We start from the raw sequence: 23,491 nt of genomic DNA on the forward strand, positions 1-23,491 counted from the left end.
CGCAGTCATAAACCTGGGGCCGGGCCAAAAGCTTGAGATGTCGGCCGGACAGAATAAGGGCGGGTTGGTGTGCTCCGGCGGTTACTGCCGATACGAGCCGCCGTTTAAGGGATTTAAGACAACCTGGATCTGGAACTTTTAATGGTTAATTTAGAACCCGCCGCTCGAGGCGGAGGGATTCAATAAGAGGGCCCGGCTGATCGCCGGGCCCTTAAAACTTACTGCAACTGATTCCGTATTTGTTTTATCGTCATTATCCCCGAATCAAGCATCTCGCTGAACCGCTGGGATGATTTGTCGCCCACCATATCCAGCAGGGTCCCCACCGACTGGGCCTGGTCCTCCCTTAGTTTGAGGGCCAGGGGCAGCAACGATATCCGGCAGATGGAGGACAGCACGAAAAGCAGGTGGAAATTGATTATGGTCTGCCCAAAGATTATAAATTTAAAATCGTGCAGGCTGTTGGCCAGCCAGCCTCCGATCAGCGAGGCGGCGAAGATGGCGAGGCCGGTCACCATGCTCTGGACCGCCAGATAGGCGGTGCGGTTCTCCTCGGGGGCGCTCACCAAAAGCAGATTGAAGGTGGCCAGGGTAAACCCGGGCCAGACCAGGCCGCTGATGAAGGCGTCGATCCATATCGGCAGATAGAAATTAGGGGCGGCAAAAAGCCAAAACAGGGGCAGGGTAAAGATGCCCAGCATGTTGAAGATCATCACCGGCTTGTTGCCCAAGCGGTCTATGATCCGGCCCCAAACCGGCTGGAAGGCGAAGTTCAGGATCCCGGCGATGATGGAATAGTAGGCGATCACCGCGAAAGGCATATTTAAGTTCTTGATCATGTGGGCGGCGAAGAATGGCCCGGCCACGGCGGTAGCCATTGACCACAGGACGAAGAACAGCAGCAGGCGGCGGAAGTCCCGGTTGGCAAAGGGGAGCCGGAACAACTCCGAAATGGGCAGGGGTTTTTCGCCGGTAAGGGGCGGTTCCCATTGCTTGGATAGAATGATCCCGGCGATGACGGCGGCAAGGGCGGCCACCCCGAAGATCAGGGCGAAGGCCTGCTGTTGATGGCCCTGGCTGTTCATGACATCGTACAGCTTCCCGGCGCCGAAATTGGCGGCCATGGTCACCGCACCCAGGATGGTGCTGCGCAGCCCGAAGTAGGAGCCACGTCGTTTCAGCGGCACCAAGTCGGTCATCCAGGACAGCCAGGCGTTGTTGGCCATGTTGACAGAGGTGTTGGCAACGAATATCACCAGGAAGAATATCAATAATTTCCATCCAGTCAGGACATTGAGGAAGGGCAGTATGCACAGGGCCGCCCACAGCAGGCGCCCCAGGGTGGCCGCCCATATGGTCAGTTTTTTGCGGTGCCCCAGAAGGCCGACAAGATAGGCGCTGAATATCGCTCCAACGTTGGATAAGGCGCTGAGGGCGGCCAGCAGGCCCAGGTGGAAATCGTTGGCCCCCAGCATCAGGGCATACCCGGTCACCAGGGCCCCGATGGTGATGGCGATGTGGACCGAGGCAAAGGAGCCCTCGATGATGGATATCTTCAGGCTCCGGCCGGGTTCTTTGTCCGGCCGGGCCGTAGATTGAGTTTTTGAATATTTATCTTCAGGCATAACGGGGATAAGGATAATTCATTTATAAGTAAAATGCAAGAGTTGTATAAAAGTCTTTTCATGAAAATGGCGGTTGGTTCAACTTTATTATTGACAATGGGAATTTATATTGTTAAACTAACATATAGATATTAGCTATAGAATAATACTATAATGAAAACATACATTCAATCAATATTGATTTTTTTGCTGGTTGCCGGCATGGGGTGCAGTAAGGAAGAACCCGTCGAACCAAAGCCAGACCCGTTGCCGGTAAACCCGCCGCATGGTGTATATCATTATTGGCCCAGTTGGTCGCCTGATGGTAGTAGAATACTTTTTGATAACCATGATGGCGATACTTACCCAGATTCCATGGGTTTATGGACTGTAAAGCCTGATGGCAGTGAGATGCAGCCATTTTTTATAACAGCAGACAACCCAGAATACACTTTGTTTTGCGGAACCGACTGGTCCCCCGACGGACAGTGGATAGTAGCTTCATTGAATTTGGATATTTATAAAATAAAAGCCAACGGAGATAGTTTGATTAGGCTGACAAATATGGGTTTATGTTCATATCCAGCTTGGAGCAAGGATGGAAATAATATCGCATTTTATAAAGGCATAGATTCAAGCGGTATATGGGTAATGGATAAGGATGGTAATTCGCAAAGAAGAATTGCCCCTTATTATGAAAGCCCTGCTTGGATCGATAACCAAACAGTACTAGGACTGGTTTACAGTAATGACCCTTCTTACACATATTATTTTTATTATTTGAAAAAAATAGATATTTTTACATGCGATACAACATTAATTGATACCATATATGGAAGAACACAAAATCCCATGTATTCATCAGATGGTAATACCATAGCTGTCCAGTGCCAAAAATATTTACGCTTATCGCAGATATATACCATCAGCGCATCTGGGGGCAATCACAAGAATCTGATGGGCGACCCCAGCATTTGTGATAATATCGGCGAATACCCACGATGGTCGCCGGATGGGACTAAGATAGTATACAGCAATTGCTGTAGAACTAACGGCAAGCTTTGGATAATGAACGCCGACGGCACCGGCAAATATCAATTGACATTTTAAAATAATGGTTACTATCTGAGGCGGCGAATAGCCGCCTTTTTTAGTTATTTGCATTTATCCGCCCGATGTAATATAATTCACCGTTATGTCAGAAATTTCATTTCAAATAACCACCTTCGGTTGCAAGGCCAACCAATACGATTCCCAGCTTTGGAGGACCACCCTGGAGGGTGCCGGTCTGCGCTATGATGAGGACAAAGCTGATCTTTATCTGGTCAACACTTGCTCGGTGACCTTGTCTGCCGAACAGCAGGCCCGACAGACAGTCAGGAAAATCATTCGCAATAATCCGTCAGCCAAAAGCATCATCATCGGCTGTTACGGACAGCTATCGGCAGAGACCCTTTCCAGAATAGACGGGGTGGGACTGGTGTTGGGGCGACACAGCAGTGAAGCCGCCGGTCAGTTGCTGAACTGGCTGGGGATCGGCCAAGACAAAGTGCCTTCCAGGATAAAAACATTCCATGGGCACACCCGGGCCTTCATCAAGGTCCAGGACGGATGCAATCATCGTTGCAGCTATTGCATTGTGCCGCTGGCCCGGGGGGCTTCCCGTAGCCGTCCGCTGGACGAGATATTATCCGAAGCCCAAAACCTGACCGCCTCTGGCCACCGCGAATTAGTGGTCACCGGTATCCGGCTGGGGGATTTCAAGCCATCTTTGGGCATCCTGCTGAGATCGTTAAAAGATATTCCCGGCCTGGATCGGATACGTTTGAGCTCCCTGGAGCCCGACGACCTGAGCGACGACTTGATAGAGACCATGCAGGGCATACCGCTGTTGGCCAGACATCTTCACCTGCCGCTGCAGAGCGGATGTGATAGCATTCTAAAGAAAATGAACCGGCCATACAGCGTTGCCTATTACCGGGAACTAATGGACAAATTAAGGCGGGCCATGCCGGGCATCACCATCGGATCGGATATCATCGTGGGCTTTCCCGGTGAGACCGAGGAACATTTCGGCCAGAGCGTCCGCAACATAAAAGAGATGGGGTTTACCCATCTGCATATTTTTACCTATTCCAAGAGGCCCGGCACCAAGGCCGCCCTGATGGCCGGGCAGATTCCCGAGGATATCAAGAAGGAGCGGCTGCACCGCCTGAAGGATATTCACGAAAACCTGCAGCAGGAATATTTATCCGGGCTGGCGGGGAAGTCCGAGCTGGTGCTGGTGGAGTCATCGGACAGGGGGCTGTGGTCCGGTTTCGGTGAGCACTATCACAAAGTGTATTTCAGGACGGACCGGGACATGAAGAACAAAATGGTTAGGGTAAGATTATCGGAGCCTTATGAACAGGGGCTGATGGCAGAGCCGATAGAGGGGTTGGATAATCCTAAATAATGTTGAATCTGATATATTACATAGAGACCTACGGCTGCCAGATGAATCTTTACGATTCGGCGGCGGTAAGGACCCTGCTGGACCAGGCCGGCTGCCGGGAGACGGAGGATCCGGAGCAGGCCCAGCTGATGGTGATCAACAGCTGTGCGGTCAGGGGACATGCCGAGGAGCGGGTGCTGGGGCGTATAGGCGAACTCAAGTCCTGGAAAAAGGGGAAACCGGGCCGGATGATGGTGCTGATGGGCTGCGTGGGGCAGGAGAACGGAGAAAGCCTGCTGGAACGCTATTCTCAATTGGATCTGGTATTGGGGACCGAACGGTTCCAGGAGATAGCCGGGCATCTTGATAATTACTTGAAGAACGGACAGCGGCAGGCCCTGACCTCCCTGGAGGAAAGAGGCGGTGAGGGAAGTATAATACCATCATTCGAAAAGCAGGTCTGCGCCTTTTTAGCGGTGATGCGGGGCTGCGACAATTTCTGCAGTTACTGCATAGTACCCTATGTCAGGGGGCGGGAGTATTCCCGCCCGTCCGGCGACATCCTCGGCGAAATAAGATGCCTGGCCGAGGGGGGCATCAGGGAGATCACTCTGGTTGGCCAGAACGTGAATTCCTACCACTCCGATGGTGCTGACTTCCCCGACCTGTTGGCCCAAGCGGCCGATGTTCCGGGGATAGAGAGGATACGCTTCATTACCTCCCATCCCAAGGACTGCGGTAATAAACTGCTGGAGACCATGGCCGGACATCAAAAGATCTGCCGGCACCTGCACCTGCCACTGCAGTCTGGCAGCGACCGGGTCCTGGGCCTTATGAATCGCAAATATACCCTGGAGCAATACCGGGAGATTGTCATTTCCGCCCGGAAGCTGATGCCCGAGCTGGCGCTGACCAGCGACCTGATTGCCGGGTTCCCCGGCGAGTCCGAAGAAGATTTCCAAATGACCCTGGCTGTCATGCGGGATATCCGATTCGACTCGGCCTTCACCTACAAGTATTCCATACGACCCGGCACCAAGGCGGCCCAGATGCCGGGGCAACTGGCCGAAGATGTCAGGCAGGATCGCCTGGCAAGGATGATATCGCTCCAGCAGAAAATTTCGCTGGAATCCAACCAGGCCGATATCGGCAAAACTTTAACGGTGCTGGTGGAAAAAGCCGTCCCCAAAAGGGGGCAGATGAGGGGGCGCAGCCCCGGGAACAAGCCGGTGGCCTTTGACTGCGCATCGGGCGTCAGTCCCGGGGATGTAGTCAAAGTAAGAGTAAATAAGGCCACCCAGTCCACCCTGACCGGCTCGATGCTGTAACTGTCCTTGAGTTAAATATTTAAGGACAGTTTTTTGTTGAATTTATTCCCTTAATGCGCTAAAATAAACAACTATGGATAAAAGAAAATACACCCTTTTGTGGTTGTTGCCATTAGTGGCGATGACCCTGGCCTTCATTTTATCTTTTGAAGGCTGCACACCTAAACCGACCGAGGCTCCGACCACTACGGTGATTACCGGGACGGGGCAAATGTCCGTTTCTCCCGATAGTACAAGAAATACGTATTACTTCCAAAGTGGTGGTCTAAGTTATGGGAAAATTTATTTAAACTATGGTATCCCACTTCTTCTTGAAGGGGCTAACGGTATCATTAGTGGTTCCGGTTCAGTTGCCCCAGATACGGGGTATTTCCTAACTTCTGGTGTTATTGACGCACAAAGCTATTTCGTAAGAACAGATAAAATAATACACTACTGTAAATTAACTGTTACGGGAACAAGTCAACAGTCATCCTATTATATCGTAAGTTTCCAGTGGGTGCTTCAGACCGAGGCCAATAACCGCAATCTTTATTAACATTGAATGCCATATAAAGGTCATGACATAAAGCGGATATTTGGTCCGGCAGCGAGATCGGCCTGGCCATTGATCGTGTTCCTGTTGTTGAACAGCTCTTTTTGCTTCGGGATCAGCGAGGAGAAGGAATACGAAGCGGCCTGGCAGTTGTGCCAAGCCGGGAAATATCCCGAGGCCACCGAGGCTTATAAAAAATATCTTTCCCGCCATCCCCGGGGAAAGTTCATTCCCGAGGCCAGGTTCACCCTGGCCCGTATCGAGACCAGCGGAAACAATGCCTTCGGCCATTACCAGTTCATCCTGGACAACTACCCCGCCCATTCATTGGCTTCTCAGGCCTCTTACGCTACGGCCCAATACCTGCAGAACGTGGGTTCGGTCGCCCAGGCCAGGGAGCGGTATCTCTACACCTATTCGCGGTACGGCAGCACCCCGGCCGGCAGGGAAAGCCTGTCCAAGCTGGCTTTGATGGCCCTGGGCAATGACAGCCTGAGCAAAGCCGAGGCCTATGTCAACGCCTATCTGGATCAGTATCCCCGGGCCCCGGGAGGGGCCGCCCTGCTGAATGCCCTGGCCGGGTACTGGCAGAAAAAAGGCGATATTGCCAGGGCCAAGGAGTACTGGAGGAGGATCATGGATCTTTTCCCCGGGACTCCGGAATCCGGCAGCGCCCGGGAATATCTGATAGCCGCCCTGACCCAGGAAAACCAGGACGACGAGAGCCTTTCGGAGACCGGGCCCGAGAATAATTCGCCCAGCCCGGCCGAAATTACCCAGCCCCAAACGGCCGATCAGCCGCCGGCTCCGGAGGAACCTGCTCCTCTCAGCTTTTATTACCTGCAGATCGGAGCCTACAATAACAAGGCGATCATGGATGGCTGGGCCAAAAAAGTGAGGGCCGAAGGCTTTGACACCGTAGTGGAGGAGGTCAGGGAAGGCAAGAACACGATATACAAATTGCAGGCCGGCCCTTATGAAAATTCATCCGAGTTGAAAAAAGCCCAGCAGGCCCTGAAAGAAAAATTCGGACTGAAAACGATGGTGGTCGAAAGGTGATATGGAAAAAGTGACCCCCATGATCGCCCAGTATCACCGGATCAAACAGGAACAGCCCGAGGCCATCCTTCTTTTCAGGGTGGGCGATTTCTACGAGACATTTTTCGAGGATGCGGTGCTGACCTCCAAGGTGTTGGGGATAGCGCTGACCGCCCGCAACCACGGCAAGGGGAACGATGTCCCGCTGGCCGGGATCCCGCACCATGCCCTGGAGCGCTATGTCACCCGGCTGATCAAGGCCGGACACAAGGTGGCCATCTGCGATCAGGTGGAGGATCCCAAGCTGGCCAAGGGCATCGTCCGGCGCGAGGTCACCGAGGTGATCACCCCCGGGACGGTGATGCGATCCTCTTTGCTGGATGAGAAAAGGGAGAACCTGTTGGCCGCGGTCAACTGCCATCAGGAACGGTGCGGGCTGGCCCTGTGCGACCTGTCGGCCGGCAATTTAAGGGTGGCCGAGATGTCCCTGGCGGAGCTTTCCGACGAGATGCTGCGCAACCAGCCTTCAGAGATACTGGTGTCCGGTTCCGACCGTCCGAAGATCGGGCCGGCCCTGGCCGGGTTCACTTTGACTGACCGGAAGGATCATCATTTTGAGCAGGGCTCGGCACTGAAGAAACTGCTGGGGCATTTCAAAACGGCCTCGCTGGCCGGGTTCGGCTGCCAGGATCTGACCCTGGCCATAGGTGCGGCCGGGGCGGCCATCGGCTATCTGGAGGAGAACCAGAAGATAGCCGTCAGCCACATTGCCAAAATGGTGCCATACTCCCTGCAGGGCCAGATGCTGCTGGACAACGCCACCATCAGAAATCTGAATCTTTTCCCCGAGGGCCATCCCCAGGGCATCAGCCTGCTGAACACCATAGACCATACGGTGACGGCTATGGGCGGCCGGCTGATAAGACGTTGGCTGGCGGCCCCGCTGCTGGATCTGAATGAGATAACCTTAAGACAGGATGCCGTCCAGAGCCTGCTGGAGGGCCGGGCCGCCAGGGACGAACTTGGGAAACAGCTCAGGAACGTGCAGGACCTGGAAAGGCTGCTGGGGCGGATCGTCTGCCAGAGGGCCGGGCCCCGGGACCTGCTGGCCTTGGGACAATCACTGGCCGAAATTCCGAATATAAAAACCGGATTGCCACCGGGAAAATACTGGGAGGATCTTTGCACTGTCCTGCATGATTTCGGTGGTTTGACCGATCTGTTGGCCAAAGCCCTGGCGGATGATCCGCCGCTGTCGTTATCCAAAGGCGGGGTCATTCGGGATGGGTTCAACCCTGACCTGGACGAGCTTCGCTCTCTGGCCCGCGACAGCAAAAGCTGGATCGCCGGATACCAGAACAGCGAACGGGAGCGCACCGGCATTCCATCCCTGAAAGTAAAATATAATTCGGTCTTCGGATATCATATCGAGATCAGCAAAACTAATCTGGCATTGGCTCCTGATGACTACATCAGAAAGCAGACCCTGAGCAATGCCGAGAGGTTCATCACCCCGGAATTGAAGGCCTACGAGGACAAGGTGCTGGGGGCCGAGGAAAAGATCAAGGCCCTGGAGATGGAGATCTTCGCCGGCCTGCGCCAGGAAATATCATCCTGGAGCCAGCGGATCAAGGAAACCGCCGAGTCGGTGGCGGCTATCGATGCTATTTGCGGCCTGGCCCTGGCCGCCATAAACAACCGCTACGTCCGCCCGGTGGTGGACGACTCTCCCCGAATCCAAATCATCCAGGGGCGACACCCGGTGGTGGAGCGGAATTTCCAGCTGGGACAGTTCGTGGCCAACGACGCCCTGCTGAACGACAGCGACCACCGCTTGATCATCCTGACCGGCCCCAACATGGCCGGGAAATCCACCTACCTAAGGCAGATAGCTTTGGTGACCATCCTGGCCCAGATGGGATCGTTCGTACCGGCCAGGGAGGCCTATATCGGCATCACCGACCGGGTCTTCACCCGAATCGGGGCCTCCGACGACCTGGCCAAAGGGGTCAGCACATTTATGGCCGAGATGAACGAGACCGGGAATATCCTGAACAACGCCACCGTCCGGAGCCTGGTGCTGCTGGATGAGATCGGGCGGGGCACCAGCACCTTCGACGGGCTGGCCATCGCCTGGGCGGTCAGCGAATACCTGCATGATCAGATCGGCTGCCGGACCCTGTTTGCCACCCATTATCATGAGCTGACCGAACTGGCCGTCCAGCTACCTGGAGTGCAGAATTATTCCATGGCGGTCAAGGAATGGGGAGATGAGATCATCTTCCTGCGGCAGGTGGTCAAGGGCAGCGCCGGGCAGAGCTACGGGGTGCAGGTGGCCCGGCTGGCCGGCATCCCGGCCAGGGTGATCTCCCGGGCCAGGGAGATACTGGACAACCTGGAGCAGGATGCCCTGCTGTCCGATGCCACGCCCCGCCTGGCCAGGCATGGGCAGATCCGCCAAGAGGAAGACCGATTGGAGCTTTTCAGCCGAGAGGAGCAGGAGATCCTGCGGGAGATCAAACATCTGCAGCCCGAGACCATGACCCCCATCGAGGCTCTTAACAGATTAGCCAAATTAAAAAAAATGTCTGGAGAGGAATGACCTATGGCCCTGAAAGATTTTGACCAGCAGGAAAACCGGGAGCTTAATAGCCGGATGCCGAATGAGCAAGAGCCCGGCCAGAGCAACTCTCCGGAAGGTATGGAGGACTCCAGTGGCGGCTTCTTCAGCCGGATGGCCAGGTCCGCCAAGAGGATCAGCCGGGCCCTGTCGGTAAAGGATGAGTTCCGGGTGACCGATGAAGACGTCCCTGTCGAAAATCCCGTATTGCCGTCAGAAGACAGTTCAGCCGAAACCGATTCCGAGGAGACAAAAGATATAACTGTTGAGTTGGAAGCTGATGCTTCGGAAGAATTCTCCTTTCCGGCAGAGACCGAGGTCGGGTCGGAACAGGAAGCCTATCTTCAGGACGATCCGGAAGGGGACCCCGATACCCGGCAGGTGGAATCCGAAAAGGAGTCTAAAGGTGGCATTTTTAGCCGACTATTTGGCAGGATTTTCAAAAAAGCTCTCGAGCCCATCCCAGAACAGGATCCTGCAGAACAAACTTGGAATGAAAATAATGAAGGCCCGGAAAATATATCCGATCCTGTGCCAGCTGTGGAGCCGGAGGGTTTTGCCCCGGCGCCAGCTGTCGAGGATAAACCGGAATATGTAGAGTACGAAGCACCTATGGATCAGGGCCGGGAACCGGAACCTGCCGGAGCTCCTGCTCTGAGCATTTTGACCCGTATTTTCCAGCGCCAGGAGAAGCCGATTGACGAGGCGCTGGAGATCAAGAAGCTGGAGAAAAAATTCATCGACGGCCAGATAAAACAGCGCCGCAAGGATGAGGCCAAATTACTCAGGCAAATAAGGCGCAGTAAAAAGGAACGCAAATCGACCCTAGACTCACTGGACAAATACCGGGATCAGCTCAAGGAGACCATTGCCACCCTGAAAGCCAGGGAGGCTGATGTCAAAACCCTGGAAAAACAAAGCATATCGCTGCAGGAGGAGATCGAAAGGGATTCGGCCCAACAGGGAACACTGAATCAGGAGAACCTGGCCTCCGAAACAAAACTTGATCAGCTGAGACAGAAGATTGCCGATACCGAGCAGAACCTGCAAAAAATCTCCGCCGAACATGCCCTGCGCCAGAACGAACAGCAGGCCCTTAATGAGCTGATGGAGAAGACCCAGCAGAGGGTGGATAGCCTTGGCTCAGAAGTGGCGGACCTGGATAAACGCCGGACTGAGAACGAGAATATCCTGCTGGACCTGAACTCCCAGATAATACATGCCGAGCAGGATAAACAGGATAAGCTGCAACAAGGGGTGATGGCCTCGGAGGCCACCGCCAAGGTAGAAAAAACCCTGGACGAAAAACGGCACCAGGTGGCGGTGTTGGAGACGGTGGCGGCCGAATTGCAGAAGGACCTCTCCGGCAAGCAGGCCTCGCTGCAGGAGCTGCCCGGCCAGATAGAATCGCTGAAGCAGACGGTGGAACAGAACCAGGCCCAGATGGACCAAACCACCCAGGAGCTTTCCGAGCTGGAGAACCAAAAGGTGCAGCTCAATCAGCAGACCTACCAGGCCAGGCTGGAACTGGAGAAGACCGAGGAACAGCGCCGGAAGAACGAATCTGAATTGGATCGCCTGAATATAGAATTGACCAGTTCCAACAGTCTGTTGGTGGAAAGGAACCGTCAGGTGTCCGCCTTGGATACCGGGCTGGCGGAACTTAAAGAGAGCATTGAGAAAAAGCAGGAGATAATCATCCAGCTTCAGCAGAAGATAGAATCGCTCCGGCAGAGCGGCCTGGCAATGGCCCAGAAAACAGATGAGCTCAACAAACAAAAGAATGATACAGCCGGAGCGGTGGAGTCCAACAAGGCCCAGATTATTTCCACCGAAAACACCATCAAGGCCCGGCAGATCGAGGTCAGCCAGTTGGAGGATAAACAGAACCTTCTGCAGCGCGAATCGGATGATCTGGCGGAACAGATCCAAGGCCGCCAGCAGGAACACCTCCACCTGTCGGAATCCATCAGCCTGGCCATGTCCAGCCAGGAGGAGCTGGAGAAGCGGCTGGCCGGCACCAAACAGGAACAAGGGGCCCAGTCCGAGCTGCTGGCCCAGACCACCCGGCAGATAGATGAGGCTCGTCAGCGATATTCCGCTATGCTTGAGGAGCAAACAGCGCTGGATGACGAAATCGGCAGAAGACGGAACGAACTGTCGGATTGGGAATCAAAACTTAAGTCGGTCCAGGGCCGGCACGACGATGTCCAGGAGAAGTTGGAAGACAACAGCAGGGAGAACCGGCTTTTGGCGGAAAACATCGAACAGCAGAAAATACTGGTAGACCAGATAAAGACTGAAAAAGAAGAGATGGTCGAGCGGCTAACAGCCGAAAAGGAAGAACTGGATGACCAGCTTGATGCCCTGCAGAAAAAACGGACCGGCCTGGAACAGTGGATCAAGGAAGCTATGGAGTTTCGCACCCAGCAGGGCAGTTCCATTGAGGATCAGCTATCCAAAACACGGGAGTTGAAGGCCCAAGCAGGGGAGTTTGCGGCACAGCTTGAACAGGGAAGAAAAGAACTGGAGGAGATAGACTCCGAGAACCAGCGCTTGATGCAGGAAAGAGCCCGCAGCCTCCAGACGGCCGAGTCAGAACTGGCTGATCTTAGCGGTCAGCTGGAGAAGGTAAAGAGCCAGCTTGAGAAAGACCGGGATGAGTCGGAGACTTTATCCGGCCAGATAAACAGCCTGCGGGATGAGGCGGGAAATTTAAAGTCCGAGCAGGAGGAGTTATCAATCGCGGCGGCCGATGCCAGGTCGCAAAAGGAAAATATTGATCTTCAGCTGAGTGATACCAAACGGGAGTTCGAGGACCAGGTCCAGCAGCAGAGCCGGGAGTTGGAGAGCCTGGCCCAGGAGACCGAGACCTCCAAGCAGAAGCTGACGGAGCAGGTTGAACAGATCCAGCGGGAGATGGAGGAGAAGAACCGCAAGCTGGAGGGCATCAACGATCAACTGCGAGGAGCTCAATCGGAGGTGGAGAGCAAGGAACGCCAGCGTGAGGAATTGGAGAAGACCCTGGCCGATCTAAAGAACCGGAATCAGGAGTTGAACGCCCAGGCTGATATGGAGATGGCCGGCATCAGCACCAGGAAAGAGAGCCTGCAGCAGGAGATAGGGAAGTTGGCTTCAGAGGCCGAGTCTGCCCAGGCCAAACTAAAATCGGTGCAGGAGGCCATTGCCGCCAAGACCAGCGAGGAAGCGTCCCTGCTCAAGCGTTTCCAGATGCTTTCTATGGAGATGTCCGAGATGGAGAACATGAAGAAGGAATCCCGCGAGCTGTCCCGCAAGATAGACGAGCAGAAGCGGATACTGGAGGACCTGGAACTCCAGATAGATAAAAAATCCGGCCTGTTCACCTGACCGGAACCATCGATACGCTAAATTTAATTCCTGTTAATACCTTAAGGCTGTCCCGACAGGGGCGGCCTTTTTAAAAAGTTTTATTAAAATGAGAGCAGTAAAAGTAATCATCAATGGAATGGTCCAAGGGGTAGGATTCCGTCCCTATATCTACCGGCTGGCAAAAAACCACCATCTTTCTGGCTGGGTGCTCAACTCCAGCCGGGGGGTGGAGATATTGGCCCAGGGACTTCCTGCCGGCATCGATGCCTTTCTGTCGGATATCAAAAGCCAGCTGCCGCCACAGGCTTTTATTGATCATATGGCGGTATCCGAAATGGAACCTGGGGAACATCACGATTTTGCCATCAGGGAAAGTCTTGAAGGAGAAGGCATCACTCGAATATCACCGGATATCGCTCTCTGTCGGGACTGTCTTGCTGAAATGCTGGACAAGAAAGACCGGCGACATGATTATCCTTTCATTAACTGCACCAACTGCGGCCCCAGGTTCTCCATCATCAAAAACACTCCGTATGACCGGCCCTTTACCACCATGTCCTGCTTTACTATGTGTCCCACTTGTCAAAAGGAATATGACGACCCTGAGAACCGCCGGTTCCATGCTCAGCCTAACGCCTGCCCTGACTGCGGCCCGCAATACCGGCTATGTCATAAGAACGGGCATGAAATTGCCAGGAAGCAGGGGGCCATTGAACAAACGGCAAAGCTGCTGATGGCCGGGGATATCCTGGCCGTAAAGGGGTTAGGAGGGTTTCATCTGGCCTGCGATGCCGGCAATGATCCGGCGGTTAAAAAACTTCGTGACAGAAAGAACCGGCTGGACAAGCCGCTGGCCCTGATGTGCGGGTCATTGGATGATGTAAGGAACATCTGCGAAGTGAACGATAGGGAGGCGAAGGTGCTGGGGTCAAGCCAGGCGCCGATTGTTCTTTTGGCAAAATCAAAAATCAATCCTTCGGCAACGCTCAAGGCAAGAAATAAAAAATCAAATATATCCAATCATGTGGCTCCGGGGAACAATTATCTGGGAGTGATGTTGCCGTATGCTCCGGTGCATCATCTTTTATTTAAAGAGCTGAAAAAAATATCCCCCGGAGTCAAGGCATTAGTAATGACCTCGGGTAATATACAGGATGAGCCGGTGGTTATCGGCAATCGGGAAGCTTTGGACAAACTGTCGGGCATTGCCGATTATTTTTTGTTTAACGATAGGGATATTGAGAATCGCAACGATGATTCCATCGTGTTTGTGACCGATGATGAAAATCAAAGATCAAAGATCAAAGGTCAAAAAACCCAGGGAGACCAGCAGGACGAGAAATTATCTTTTATCCAGATAGTCCGGCATTCCAGGGGCTATGCCCCCAATCCCATCAATCTCCCGGTCCCGGTGCCTCCGACTCTGGCGGTGGGTGGGGAGATGAAGAATGTTTTTTGTCTGGCCTCGGGCGATAAGGCCTATGTCAGCCAGCATATCGGCGAGATGGACAACACTGCCACCTTGGAATTTTTTGAAGAAATGGTGGGTAAATACCAGAAGTGGTTCAAGATAAAACCGGAAATTATCGTTCACGACCTGCATCCCGATTACCTGACCACCAAGTGGGCCAGGGAACAGACCGGGATAACTCTGCGCGCAGTCCAGCACCATAAAGCCCATATCTTAAGCACCCTGGCCGATAACGGAAAAGTCATTCCGGCCATCGGGGTGGCCTTCGACGGCACCGGCTACGGCGAGGATGGAAAGACTTGGGGCGGGGAGTTCTTTGTATTCGACGGCAAAGAAATTGAAAGGGCCGGGCATTTGGAATATCTGCCCCTGCCGGGCGGGGAGGCCTCTATCAAAAGGCCCTATCGAATCGCTGCTGCCTACAGCAAATATTTTCTCAACCAGCTCCCCGTGAACCTGATGTCCAAAGATAATGAAGCGGAGCTGGAGGTGATAGCAAAACAACTGGAGAACGGCTTTAACCTGGCCTGGACATCCAGCCTGGGCCGGTTGTTCGATGCGGTCAGCGCCATGCTGGGCGTCTGCCGGAGCATTACTTTTGAGGCCCAGGCGGCTATGGCACTGGAGAACTGCCTTGCTTCAGGGATCAATGAAAGATACGAGTATGATCTGGCTGAAGAAAATGGAATGATTTTAGTGTCAGTGAAAAGACTGTGGGAACAGCTGACCGACGATATCCTGTCGGGTGTAAACGCTGGGGTTTGCTCGGCCAAGTTCCATAACACAATCGTTGACTTTACTTTGCTGATGTGCGATAATTTGAGGTCAAAAACCGGCATAAATACCACAGTTCTGTCTGGGGGCGTCTTTCAGAACCGTTATCTGTTACGGCAGATACGACAACAACTTCAGAATTCAGGTTATGATGTCCTGCTTCACCGTCAGGTGCCGTCAAACGATGGCGGTATAGCGTTGGGGCAGGCGCTTTCTGTTGTGATAAATAACAAGTAATATGGGAATATAATATGTGTTTAGCCATACCAGCCAAAATCGAAAATATCGACGGCACCAAGGCCGAGGTTGACATCCGGGGTCTTAAAAGAAAGATCGGCCTGCAGCTTATGCCCGACGCCAAGGTAGGCGAGTACGTGCTGGTGCATGCCGGGTTCGCCATCCAGCGGATCGATCCGGAGGAGGCCGAGGAAACCTACAAACTGCTGGAAGACACCGGCATCACCATATCATGACGGGGTATCGGCAATGATTGATCTCGATAAATTTCGCGATCCGGCGGTGGCCGCAAAGTTGGTGAAGAGGATCGAAGCCCTTTGCGATGGCCCGGCGGCCTTCATGGAGGTCTGCGGTACCCATACCATGGCCATCTCGCAATTCGGCATCAGGGGATTGATCCCCAAATCAATAAAGCTTCTTTCCGGACCGGGCTGTCCGGTGTGCGTCACCGCCTTGTCCGACATAGACAAGATGATCGCCATTGCCAGTCTGAAGGATGTGATCTTCACCACCTTCGGCGATATGATTAGGGTGCCGGGCTCGTACAGCAGCCTGCGGGAGGCCAAGTCCCAGGGAGCCGATGTCAGGATATTGTATTCCCCGCTGGATGCCCTGCAGATCGCGGCCGAGAATCCGCAGAAACAAGTGATATTTGCCGGAGTGGGTTTCGAGACCACTTCGCCCACCATCATCGCCACGGTGCTGGAGGCAAAAGAAAGAGGGATTAATAACTTTTTGGTCTATCCGGCCTTCAAGACAGTACCCCATGCCCTGAAGGCGATACTGGAATCTGGTCAGACCAAGATAGACGGGTTTCTTTGCCCGGGCCATGTTTCGGCCATCATTGGCAGCAAGCCGTATCAATTCATTCCGGCTCAATACCAGATCCCCTGCGTCATCGCCGGGTTCGAGCCGCTGGACATTCTGGAATCTTTGGTGATGCTTCTGGAACAGATCAGGGTCCATAAAAAAGATGGTTCGGCTTTCTCCGTTCAGACGGAATACCGTCGGGGCGTGCCCGATGCCGGGAATCCCCATGCCCTGTCGATAATAGATAAAGTTATGATGCCCTGCACCGTCGAATGGCGGGCCATTGGCAGTATCCCTGATACCGGGCTTTGCTTCAGGGAAGAATACAGTGCATTCGATGCTTCAAAGCGTTTCGATATCAAAGTGGAGCCGGCCGTCGAGCCGGAAGGCTGTCTCTGCGGCCAAGTGATGATGGGCCTGAACCAGCCGGACGAATGCAAGATGTTTGGAAAAAAATGCACGCCGGAAAGCCCGGTGGGACCGTGCATGGTGTCCTCCGAGGGGGCCTGCGCCGCCTGGTATAAATATCAAAATTGAAAAGGTAATATATGAAGGTAAATAGTTACATAAAATCGTTTTTAGTCACAATGTTTATTTTTGGCGCTTTAACAACTATTGCAGATGGTGCACCTCCCCCATATAAACCCAATGCTCTATGTGTTGCATTATTGGATAACAGCCGTAGTTTAGAAGGAGGGTTATATTATAGTCAAAAAGGGGGTTTAGACGGAAGTGTTGTTTATGTGTGTAATAGACGTATCAGGGCTTATATCAATTATTATGTGGATAGACAAGAATATTCTGATAGAACTTTTGCAACACAAGAATTAAAGGAATATATAACGGATTCATGGTATGGTGAGATCGGGGTAGGCTATCGCATTGGTAGGATTGATTCGACAAAAAAAATAATTGAAATATTCGGAGGTTTTGGGAAAGGAAAGCTTTATCAAAAAGAGTACTTGCCCTTATGGCCTGATCGTCCAAGAATGCTACAAGGCGATTATAAAAAATTGTTTGCTCAATTGAACATTGGCTATTTAAATGATGTTAGTGAATTTGGCTTCGGTGGAAGAATAGTATATCTTTTATATCCGAAATTTAATGTTGTGGATTATGTTAATTTGGGCACTATATACGAAGATGAGTACCCAACGGAATATCAAAATGTCTCATTTATTAATATTGAACCTGCAGTTCAAGCAGGCATCGGACCCCATTGGTGCAGGATATTTATGCAAGGTGGCGTATCAATTTGCTTAAAACCATATAGCACGAGTTATGATATTGCAGGTATTACACATCCAGAGTCTTTTGGAGTGGGTGGTTTTTTTTATAGAATTGGAATGCTAAGTACCTTTGATTTTTTTCCAAGGAAGGCTAAATGATTGAAGGTAAGGTGGTATTATTATCCCACGGCTCCGGAGGGCGTCTTTCCCACGAGTTGATAGAGAAGGTCTTCAAACCCCGGTTCTCAAATTCGATGCTTGACCAGGGGGACGATGCGGCAGAATTTAAAATGCAAAATGCAAATTGCAGAATTGCATTCACTACCGATTCCTATGTGGTCAAGCCACTATTCTTCCCGGGCGGGGATATCGGACGGCTGGCGGTGTGCGGCACGGTCAACGACCTGGCCATGAAGGGCGCCACGCCGTTGTATCTTTCGGTCGGCTTTATCATTGAAGAGGGATTTTCTGTTGAAACCCTGGAGAAAGTGGTTGATTCCATGACTGCCGCCGCCAAGGAAGCCGGGGTATCAATAGTCACCGGAGACACCAAGGTGGTGGACAAGGGAGCCTGCGACGGGTTATTCATCAACACTTCCGGAGTGGGGGTGATCCCCGAAGGCGTCAATGTCTCCGGTTCCCTGGCCGCACCGGGCGATGTGGTGATCATCAGCGGGAACATCGGCGATCACGGGGCGGCGGTGATCAACGCCAGGAACAACTTCGGTCTGAGCGGCAATCTTTTTAGCGATGTGGCACCCCTTAATGGGTTGGTGTCATCGGTGCTGAAGGCAGGGAGCATCCATGTTTTACGCGACCCCACCCGGGGCGGCCTGGCTACCACTCTGAACGAGATCGCCGGGCAGTCCAAGGTGACCATCAATATCGAGGAAGAAAAGATACCCGTTAAGCCGGAGGTCAAAGGCGCCTGCGAGATGCTGGGGCTGGACCCGCTCTATGTGGCCAACGAGGGGAAACTGATCGCCATAGTAGCCAGCGAGGATGCTGAAAGTATTTTAAAAGTCATGCGCCAAGACCCGCTGGGCAAAGAGGCGGCCATCATCGGGAAAGTCGAATCCGGCAAGCCTCAGGTGCTGTTGACCACATTCTTGGGCAGCAGGCGGCCGCTGATGATGCTGGAGGGCGAGGCCCTGCCGCGGATCTGTTGAAAAAATGTCACCCTGAGGGATACTTCTTGCTTAATAAGTTGAACGGGTGACGAGAAACGTCCTACGATCTGCCACGTTTGTAAGTGTACTCAGGATGACAATTAAATATACTAACAGGCCATACAGTAGAGGAGTTTTGTCATGAAGATCGAAGACATCTTAAATAAACAGCGCACCTGCGTTTTTCTGTCCAGCCAGAACAAAAAGGACATCATTGCCGAACTTATCGGCCTGATGGTCAAGGACGGGTTGATAACCGACGGCCGGGAACTGCTGGACTCGGCTATGGAGCGCGAGGGGCTGATGTCCACCGGCATCGGCAAGGGGGTGGCCATTCCCCACGGACGCACCAAGGGGCTAAAGAAGATGACCGGTGCTTTCGGCCTCTGCCGGAACAAGATAGATTTCGGCTCGCTGGACGGCCAGCCGGTGCAGATATTCTTTTTCATCGCCACACCCCAGAGCATAATTGCCGACCACGTCAAGGCGCTGGCCCTGGTGTCGCGCCTGCTGAACCGGGAGGACATCCGGGCCAGGCTGCTGGCGGCGGACGATCCCCAGAAGGTGATGGATATTTTCATGGAAGCCGAAAAGGGCGAGGTCAGGTAAATGAAGTTTCAAGCCAGCAAAGGCACCTATGACGTGATGCCGGACCAGGTCCATATCTGGCAGCACATCGAAACGGTGATCAGGGAGCAGGCCCGGATATACGGATTCAAGGAGATACGGACCCCGGTCTTCGAGGACACCGCGTTGTTTGTCAAGGGCACCGGCGACACCACCGACATCGTCCAAAAGGAGATGTACACCTTCACCGACAAGGGGCAACGTTCCATCACTCTCCGGCCCGAAGGGACGCCGCCGGTTTTAAGGGCTTTGATCGAACACAATTCCCTGAAGGAACAGCCCTATGCAAAGGTTTTCTATCTGGCCCCCATGTTCCGCTACGAGCGGCCCCAGGCCGGACGGATGCGCCAGCACACCCAGTTCGGGGCCGAGGTGTTGGGCAGCCAGAGCCCGCTGGCCGACGTGGAAGTGATTGCGCTGTTATTCTTCACCCTGCAGAAACTGGGACTGGGTGGCTTAAGTTTAAGGCTCAACAGCCTGGGCTGTTCCCAATGCCGGCCGCTTTACCGTCAGAAGCTGATGGAGTATTTCAAACCCATGCTGCCGGGGCTCTGCGACAACTGCCAGGAACGTTATGATCGCAATCCATTAAGGATACTGGACTGCAAGGTTGACCAGGCAAAGTTCAAGGCTGCTCCAGAGATGAAGGACTTTTTATGCGGAGAATGCAAGATCCATTTCCAGACTGTGCAGGACCGACTTAAAGACATTGAGATCCCCTTCACACTGGACAAGAACCTGGTGCGCGGCTTGGACTATTACACCCGGACTGCTTTCGAAGTCGTCTCACAGCACTTGGGTGCCCAGGATGCCCTGGGCGGCGGTGGGCGATACGACGGGCTGATGGAGGAGCTGGGGGGAGATCCGACGCCGGGGGTGGGCTTCGGCTCCGGTTTAGAACGTTATATCCTGGCACTGAAGAACCAGGGGGTGAACCTGCCGTTAGAAAAACGGCCCGATGTCTACATTGCCACATTGGGTGATGAGGCGGTAAAGAAAGGCAGCCTGCTTTGCACACAGCTGCGCCAAAAGGGCCTGATCTGCGAGCAGGAACTTTTAGGCCGTAGTTTAAAGGCCCAGATGCGCGAGGCCGGGCGTCTCAACGCCCGCTACGTGGTACTGATCGGCGAGGACGAGATCAAGAAAGGCGTAGTGACGCTGAAGGACATGGATGGGCATAGCCAGACAGAGGTGCCGCTGGGAGAACTGGTGATCAATGTGCTGAAGTACTGCCAGTGCGAGTGAAGACCTCCCCCAATCCCCTCCGATGCGGAGGGGGACAAACCTAACCCCTGCACCCCTTCCCTCGAGGGAAGGGGACGGGGGATGGGTTTAAAAGAACAGTAATCACTTTAGCGTTTTTAGCAGGAAAGGCTCCCATGTCCGAAAAAATTAAACACTTCAACGCCTACCGGTCCAAGATGAACGACCGGATACTGGCGGCGGAGAATACCGGGATCAAGCGGTTCTTCAATCTGGACACCGCCGCCTACCAGGACGGGGCCCTGCCGGCCAAGACTAAAGAGATGCTGGGGCTGTGCGCCTCCACCGTACTGCGCTGCAACGACTGCATCACCTATCATGTTCTGCAGTGCAAGGAGCTGGGGGTAAGCACCAAGGAATTCGACGAAATCATGAACATCTCGCTGGTGGTGGGAGGGTCCATCACCATACCGCATATACGCAAGGCGTATGAGATGTGGGACGATGGGGAGAAATAATTTTCCGCAAAATACGCGAAAATAAATTATAGGTATATCTGTTGCAAAATAAATGGAGGTTTGCGTTATGGCAGGAAAATACAGATGGATCCCTATTCTTCTTACTTTAGTTACTTTATTAAGCTGCAGCAAGAAAAATCCGGTAGGGAGTGATGGTACAACACAATCGGATTATTATCCAATATCTTCAGGGTCATGGTGGAAGTATTCATCATTTTGGGATTATACGGATTCCATAGGAGAAACTGATACCTTGTCTACCGGTTCTTTGGTTTATGCGCTTTACACAATAACTGCAGGTTATACTATGAAGGTGTATTTACAAAAAACCGATAAGGAAATACGCCGGTATCCTAGCCTGTCAGATACAAACTATATTTTGGTGTTGCTTAAGTATCCTTTATATGTTGGCTTAAAATGGGAAGTGACACCATACCCATTATTAGCGAATTATGATTCTATGTATGTTATTGGCCTTGGTAGCATCACTGTTCCTGCTGGTACTTTCCCAAATTGCTATAAAATATTAAGGAAAAGGGATAATATTAGAGAGGATCCTGTCTCAACTGTAAAATGGTATGCGCCCAATGTTGGCTTTGTTTTTAACCCCGAAGATTCTACGAAACTTATCAGTTATTCAATAAAATAAAGGCTTTATGAAACTTGAAACCTTAGGCAACTGGGAACGCACCCACACCTGCGGGGAGCTTCGTTCTGAACATATCGGCCAGCAGGCAATCCTATGCGGTTGGGTGCATCGCAGCCGCAACCACGGCGGGCTGATATTCATCAACCTGCGGGACCGCTACGGCATCACCCAGGTGGTGTTCGATCCGGCCCAGAACGCCGAACTGACCGAGGCGGCCAAGGAACTGAAGTCCGAATACGTGATCGCAGTCAAGGGCGCGGTGCGGAACCGACCCCAGGGCCAGGCCAATACCAGTATGGCCACCGGGGTGATCGAAGTGCTGGCCGGCGAGGTCAAACTACTCAACAGTTCGGCCGTGCCGCCCTTTGTGATTGAGGACCAGACCACCGCCTCGGAGGACCTGCGCCTTAAATTCCGCTATCTGGACCTGCGGCGTCCGGCGCTGGCTCAGAATATCATCCTGCGGCACAATTTCATCCTGGCGGTGCGCAATTATCTTAGCGCCCAGAATTTTCTAGAGATCGAGACTCCGCTGCTGACCCGTAGCACTCCCGAGGGGGCCCGGGATTATTTAGTTCCCTGCCGGGTCCAGCCGGGCAAATTCTACGCCCTGCCCCAGTCGCCCCAGATATACAAGCAGATATTGATGGTGGCCGGCTTCGACAAGTATTTTCAGATCGCCCGTTGTCTGCGTGACGAGGATTTAAGGGCCGACCGCCAGCCGGAGCATACCCAGATAGACATCGAGATGAGCTTTGCCACCCAGGACAAAGTATTCGCCATGGCCGAGGGGATGTTCAAGGAGGTTTTTTCGCAGGTGGCTGGCATAGAGATCCAGACCCCGTTCCCCAGGCTGGCCTATGCCGAGGCCATGAACCGCTTCGGCTCCGATAAGCCGGATATGCGTTTCGGACTGGAGCTGTGCGACATCGCCGCCGTGGCCGCTAAATCGGAATTTACCGTTTTTAAGCAGGCCCTGGAGAATAAGGGCCAGGTGAAGGGCATCTGCGTGCCGGGCGGGGGAAAATGGTCCCGCAAGGATATCGGCGGGCTGACCGAGTTCGCCAAAATATACGGCGCCAAGGGGCTGGCCTGGGCCAAAGTCTCCGGGGAATCTTTGGAGGGCTCAATAGCCAAATTCTTCGTGGGTGACTTGGGCAAGGAACTGATAAACGTCATGTCCGCCAAGGACGGCGACATCATGCTGTTCGTGGCCGACCAGCCGTCGGTCGTCTTTGCCGCTCTGGGGGCGCTGAGGGTCGAGTGCGCCAAGCGGATGGATATGATCCCCAAGGACAAATTCGCTTTTGCCTGGATCACCGATTTCCCGCTGTTCCATTACAACCAAGAGGAGAAATGCTGGGTGGCCGAGCATCACATGTTCAGCATGCCCAGGGAGGAGCATCTGGAATATCTCGAAACAGATCCCGGTAAAGTGCTTGGTCAGTTGTATGACCTGGTGGCCAATGGCTCCGAGCTGGCCTCGGGCTCCATCCGTATCCACCGCCGCGACATCCAGGAAAAGGTGATGAAGGTGGTGGGGCTTTCGCCCGAAGAAGCCACCAAGAAGTTCGGATTTTTACTGGAGGCTTTTGAGTATGGCGCACCGCCGCACGGCGGCATAGCTCCCGGGCTGGACCGGATCCTGACCATGATCACCGGAGGGGACAGCATCCGCGATGTGATCGCCTTTCCCAAGACCACTTCCGGCAGCGGCCTGATGGAGGGCAGTCCCTCTGAGGTGGACGAGCGGCAGCTTAAGGATCTGCATATTAAGACGATCTAGGCGTTAACCATCCCCATTCCGGGCGGTGTTAAAATTTATTGACATTTATCCCGTTTTGGAATATACTAAGTATTCTCAAAAAATGGCAACGATTTTGGAAACTTATTA

General features: G+C 53.2%; 18 protein-coding genes. 17 read left to right on the top strand and 1 reads right to left on the bottom strand.

The annotated features are described in order from the left end of the window. Positions 1-218: 218 nt before the first annotated feature. Complete coding sequence (locus KJ869_00565) at positions 219-1,625, bottom strand: MFS transporter (GenBank protein MBU1575683.1); 1,407 nt, start codon at positions 1,623-1,625, stop codon at positions 219-221. A gap of 153 nt (positions 1,626-1,778) precedes the next feature. Here KJ869_00565 and KJ869_00570 point away from each other — a divergent pair, with 153 nt between their 5' ends. From KJ869_00570 to aspS, 17 genes are all read left to right on the top strand, one after another. Further along, positions 1,779-2,714 (top strand): hypothetical protein, encoded by a 936-nt coding sequence (locus tag KJ869_00570; GenBank protein MBU1575684.1) that lies wholly within the window; start codon positions 1,779-1,781, stop codon positions 2,712-2,714. Positions 2,715-2,799: 85 nt separating this feature from the next. Beyond that, a complete protein-coding gene (gene mtaB, locus KJ869_00575; protein MBU1575685.1) occupies positions 2,800-4,059 on the top strand; it encodes a tRNA (N(6)-L-threonylcarbamoyladenosine(37)-C(2))-methylthiotransferase MtaB in 1,260 nt (419 codons plus the stop codon). Next, positions 4,059-5,366 (top strand): tRNA (N6-isopentenyl adenosine(37)-C2)-methylthiotransferase MiaB, encoded by a 1,308-nt coding sequence (miaB, locus tag KJ869_00580; GenBank protein MBU1575686.1) that lies wholly within the window; start codon positions 4,059-4,061, stop codon positions 5,364-5,366. The genes mtaB and miaB overlap by 1 nt, the downstream gene beginning before the upstream one ends. A 73-nt stretch (positions 5,367-5,439) precedes the next feature. After that, a complete protein-coding gene (locus tag KJ869_00585) occupies positions 5,440-5,904 on the top strand; it encodes a hypothetical protein (protein MBU1575687.1) in 465 nt (154 codons plus the stop codon). Between the two features lie 6 nt (positions 5,905-5,910). Then, entirely contained in the window at positions 5,911-6,960 is a 1,050-nt protein-coding gene (locus KJ869_00590; GenBank protein MBU1575688.1) for an SPOR domain-containing protein, read from the top strand. Position 6,961: 1 nt separating this feature from the next. Further along, positions 6,962-9,541, top strand: a complete 2,580-nt coding sequence (gene mutS, locus KJ869_00595; GenBank protein MBU1575689.1) for a DNA mismatch repair protein MutS — start codon at positions 6,962-6,964, stop codon at positions 9,539-9,541. A gap of 3 nt (positions 9,542-9,544) precedes the next feature. Continuing rightward, the gene (locus KJ869_00600) at positions 9,545-12,928 is read left to right on the top strand and encodes a hypothetical protein (protein MBU1575690.1); all 3,384 of its coding nucleotides are present in this window, start codon (positions 9,545-9,547) and stop codon (positions 12,926-12,928) included. Between the two features lie 88 nt (positions 12,929-13,016). Then, positions 13,017-15,392: a carbamoyltransferase HypF gene (locus KJ869_00605; GenBank protein ID MBU1575691.1), complete on the top strand. Its 2,376-nt coding sequence runs from the start codon at positions 13,017-13,019 to the stop codon at positions 15,390-15,392. A gap of 14 nt (positions 15,393-15,406) precedes the next feature. Then, positions 15,407-15,628 carry a HypC/HybG/HupF family hydrogenase formation chaperone gene (locus KJ869_00610; GenBank protein ID MBU1575692.1) on the top strand — a complete coding sequence of 74 codons (222 nt, stop codon included), beginning with the start codon at positions 15,407-15,409 and terminating at the stop codon, positions 15,626-15,628. 13 nt (positions 15,629-15,641) lie between these two features. Next, positions 15,642-16,739, top strand: a complete 1,098-nt coding sequence (gene hypD, locus KJ869_00615; GenBank protein MBU1575693.1) for a hydrogenase formation protein HypD — start codon at positions 15,642-15,644, stop codon at positions 16,737-16,739. An 11-nt stretch (positions 16,740-16,750) separates the two neighbouring features. Further along, positions 16,751-17,590, top strand: coding sequence for a hypothetical protein (locus KJ869_00620; protein MBU1575694.1), 840 nt, complete (start codon positions 16,751-16,753; stop codon positions 17,588-17,590). After that, the gene (gene hypE, locus KJ869_00625) at positions 17,590-18,600 is read left to right on the top strand and encodes a hydrogenase expression/formation protein HypE (protein ID MBU1575695.1); all 1,011 of its coding nucleotides are present in this window, start codon (positions 17,590-17,592) and stop codon (positions 18,598-18,600) included. Before KJ869_00620 ends, hypE begins: the two co-directional genes overlap by 1 nt. Before the next feature lie 141 nt (positions 18,601-18,741). After that, positions 18,742-19,209, top strand: a complete 468-nt coding sequence (locus tag KJ869_00630; protein ID MBU1575696.1) for a PTS sugar transporter subunit IIA — start codon at positions 18,742-18,744, stop codon at positions 19,207-19,209. After that, positions 19,210-20,472, top strand: coding sequence for a histidine--tRNA ligase (hisS, locus tag KJ869_00635; protein MBU1575697.1), 1,263 nt, complete (start codon positions 19,210-19,212; stop codon positions 20,470-20,472). Positions 20,473-20,606: 134 nt separating this feature from the next. After that, positions 20,607-20,948 carry a carboxymuconolactone decarboxylase family protein gene (locus KJ869_00640; protein MBU1575698.1) on the top strand — a complete coding sequence of 114 codons (342 nt, stop codon included), beginning with the start codon at positions 20,607-20,609 and terminating at the stop codon, positions 20,946-20,948. 67 nt (positions 20,949-21,015) lie between these two features. Further along, positions 21,016-21,597 (top strand): hypothetical protein, encoded by a 582-nt coding sequence (locus tag KJ869_00645; GenBank protein MBU1575699.1) that lies wholly within the window; start codon positions 21,016-21,018, stop codon positions 21,595-21,597. Positions 21,598-21,604: 7 nt separating this feature from the next. After that, positions 21,605-23,383, top strand: coding sequence for an aspartate--tRNA ligase (gene aspS / locus KJ869_00650; GenBank protein ID MBU1575700.1), 1,779 nt, complete (start codon positions 21,605-21,607; stop codon positions 23,381-23,383). The last annotated feature ends 108 nt before the right edge of the window (positions 23,384-23,491 follow it).

Source organism: Candidatus Edwardsbacteria bacterium (assembly GCA_018821925.1).
GTDB lineage: Bacteria > Edwardsbacteria > AC1 > AC1 > EtOH8 > UBA2226.

Coding starts and splice junctions, on each gene's coding strand:
- aspS (MBU1575700.1), top strand. CDS start 21,605: ATGAAACTTGAAACCTTAGGCAACTGGGAACGCACCCACACCTGCGGG.
- KJ869_00630 (MBU1575696.1), top strand. CDS start 18,742: ATGAAGATCGAAGACATCTTAAATAAACAGCGCACCTGCGTTTTTCTG.
- mutS (MBU1575689.1), top strand. CDS start 6,962: ATGGAAAAAGTGACCCCCATGATCGCCCAGTATCACCGGATCAAACAG.
- hypD (MBU1575693.1), top strand. CDS start 15,642: ATGATTGATCTCGATAAATTTCGCGATCCGGCGGTGGCCGCAAAGTTG.
- KJ869_00620 (MBU1575694.1), top strand. CDS start 16,751: ATGAAGGTAAATAGTTACATAAAATCGTTTTTAGTCACAATGTTTATT.
- miaB (MBU1575686.1), top strand. CDS start 4,059: ATGTTGAATCTGATATATTACATAGAGACCTACGGCTGCCAGATGAAT.
- KJ869_00565 (MBU1575683.1), bottom strand. CDS start 1,625: ATGCCTGAAGATAAATATTCAAAAACTCAATCTACGGCCCGGCCGGAC.
- KJ869_00570 (MBU1575684.1), top strand. CDS start 1,779: ATGAAAACATACATTCAATCAATATTGATTTTTTTGCTGGTTGCCGGC.
- KJ869_00585 (MBU1575687.1), top strand. CDS start 5,440: ATGGATAAAAGAAAATACACCCTTTTGTGGTTGTTGCCATTAGTGGCG.
- KJ869_00610 (MBU1575692.1), top strand. CDS start 15,407: ATGTGTTTAGCCATACCAGCCAAAATCGAAAATATCGACGGCACCAAG.
- KJ869_00605 (MBU1575691.1), top strand. CDS start 13,017: ATGAGAGCAGTAAAAGTAATCATCAATGGAATGGTCCAAGGGGTAGGA.
- mtaB (MBU1575685.1), top strand. CDS start 2,800: ATGTCAGAAATTTCATTTCAAATAACCACCTTCGGTTGCAAGGCCAAC.
- hisS (MBU1575697.1), top strand. CDS start 19,210: ATGAAGTTTCAAGCCAGCAAAGGCACCTATGACGTGATGCCGGACCAG.
- KJ869_00645 (MBU1575699.1), top strand. CDS start 21,016: ATGGCAGGAAAATACAGATGGATCCCTATTCTTCTTACTTTAGTTACT.
- KJ869_00640 (MBU1575698.1), top strand. CDS start 20,607: ATGTCCGAAAAAATTAAACACTTCAACGCCTACCGGTCCAAGATGAAC.
- KJ869_00590 (MBU1575688.1), top strand. CDS start 5,911: ATGCCATATAAAGGTCATGACATAAAGCGGATATTTGGTCCGGCAGCG.
- KJ869_00600 (MBU1575690.1), top strand. CDS start 9,545: ATGGCCCTGAAAGATTTTGACCAGCAGGAAAACCGGGAGCTTAATAGC.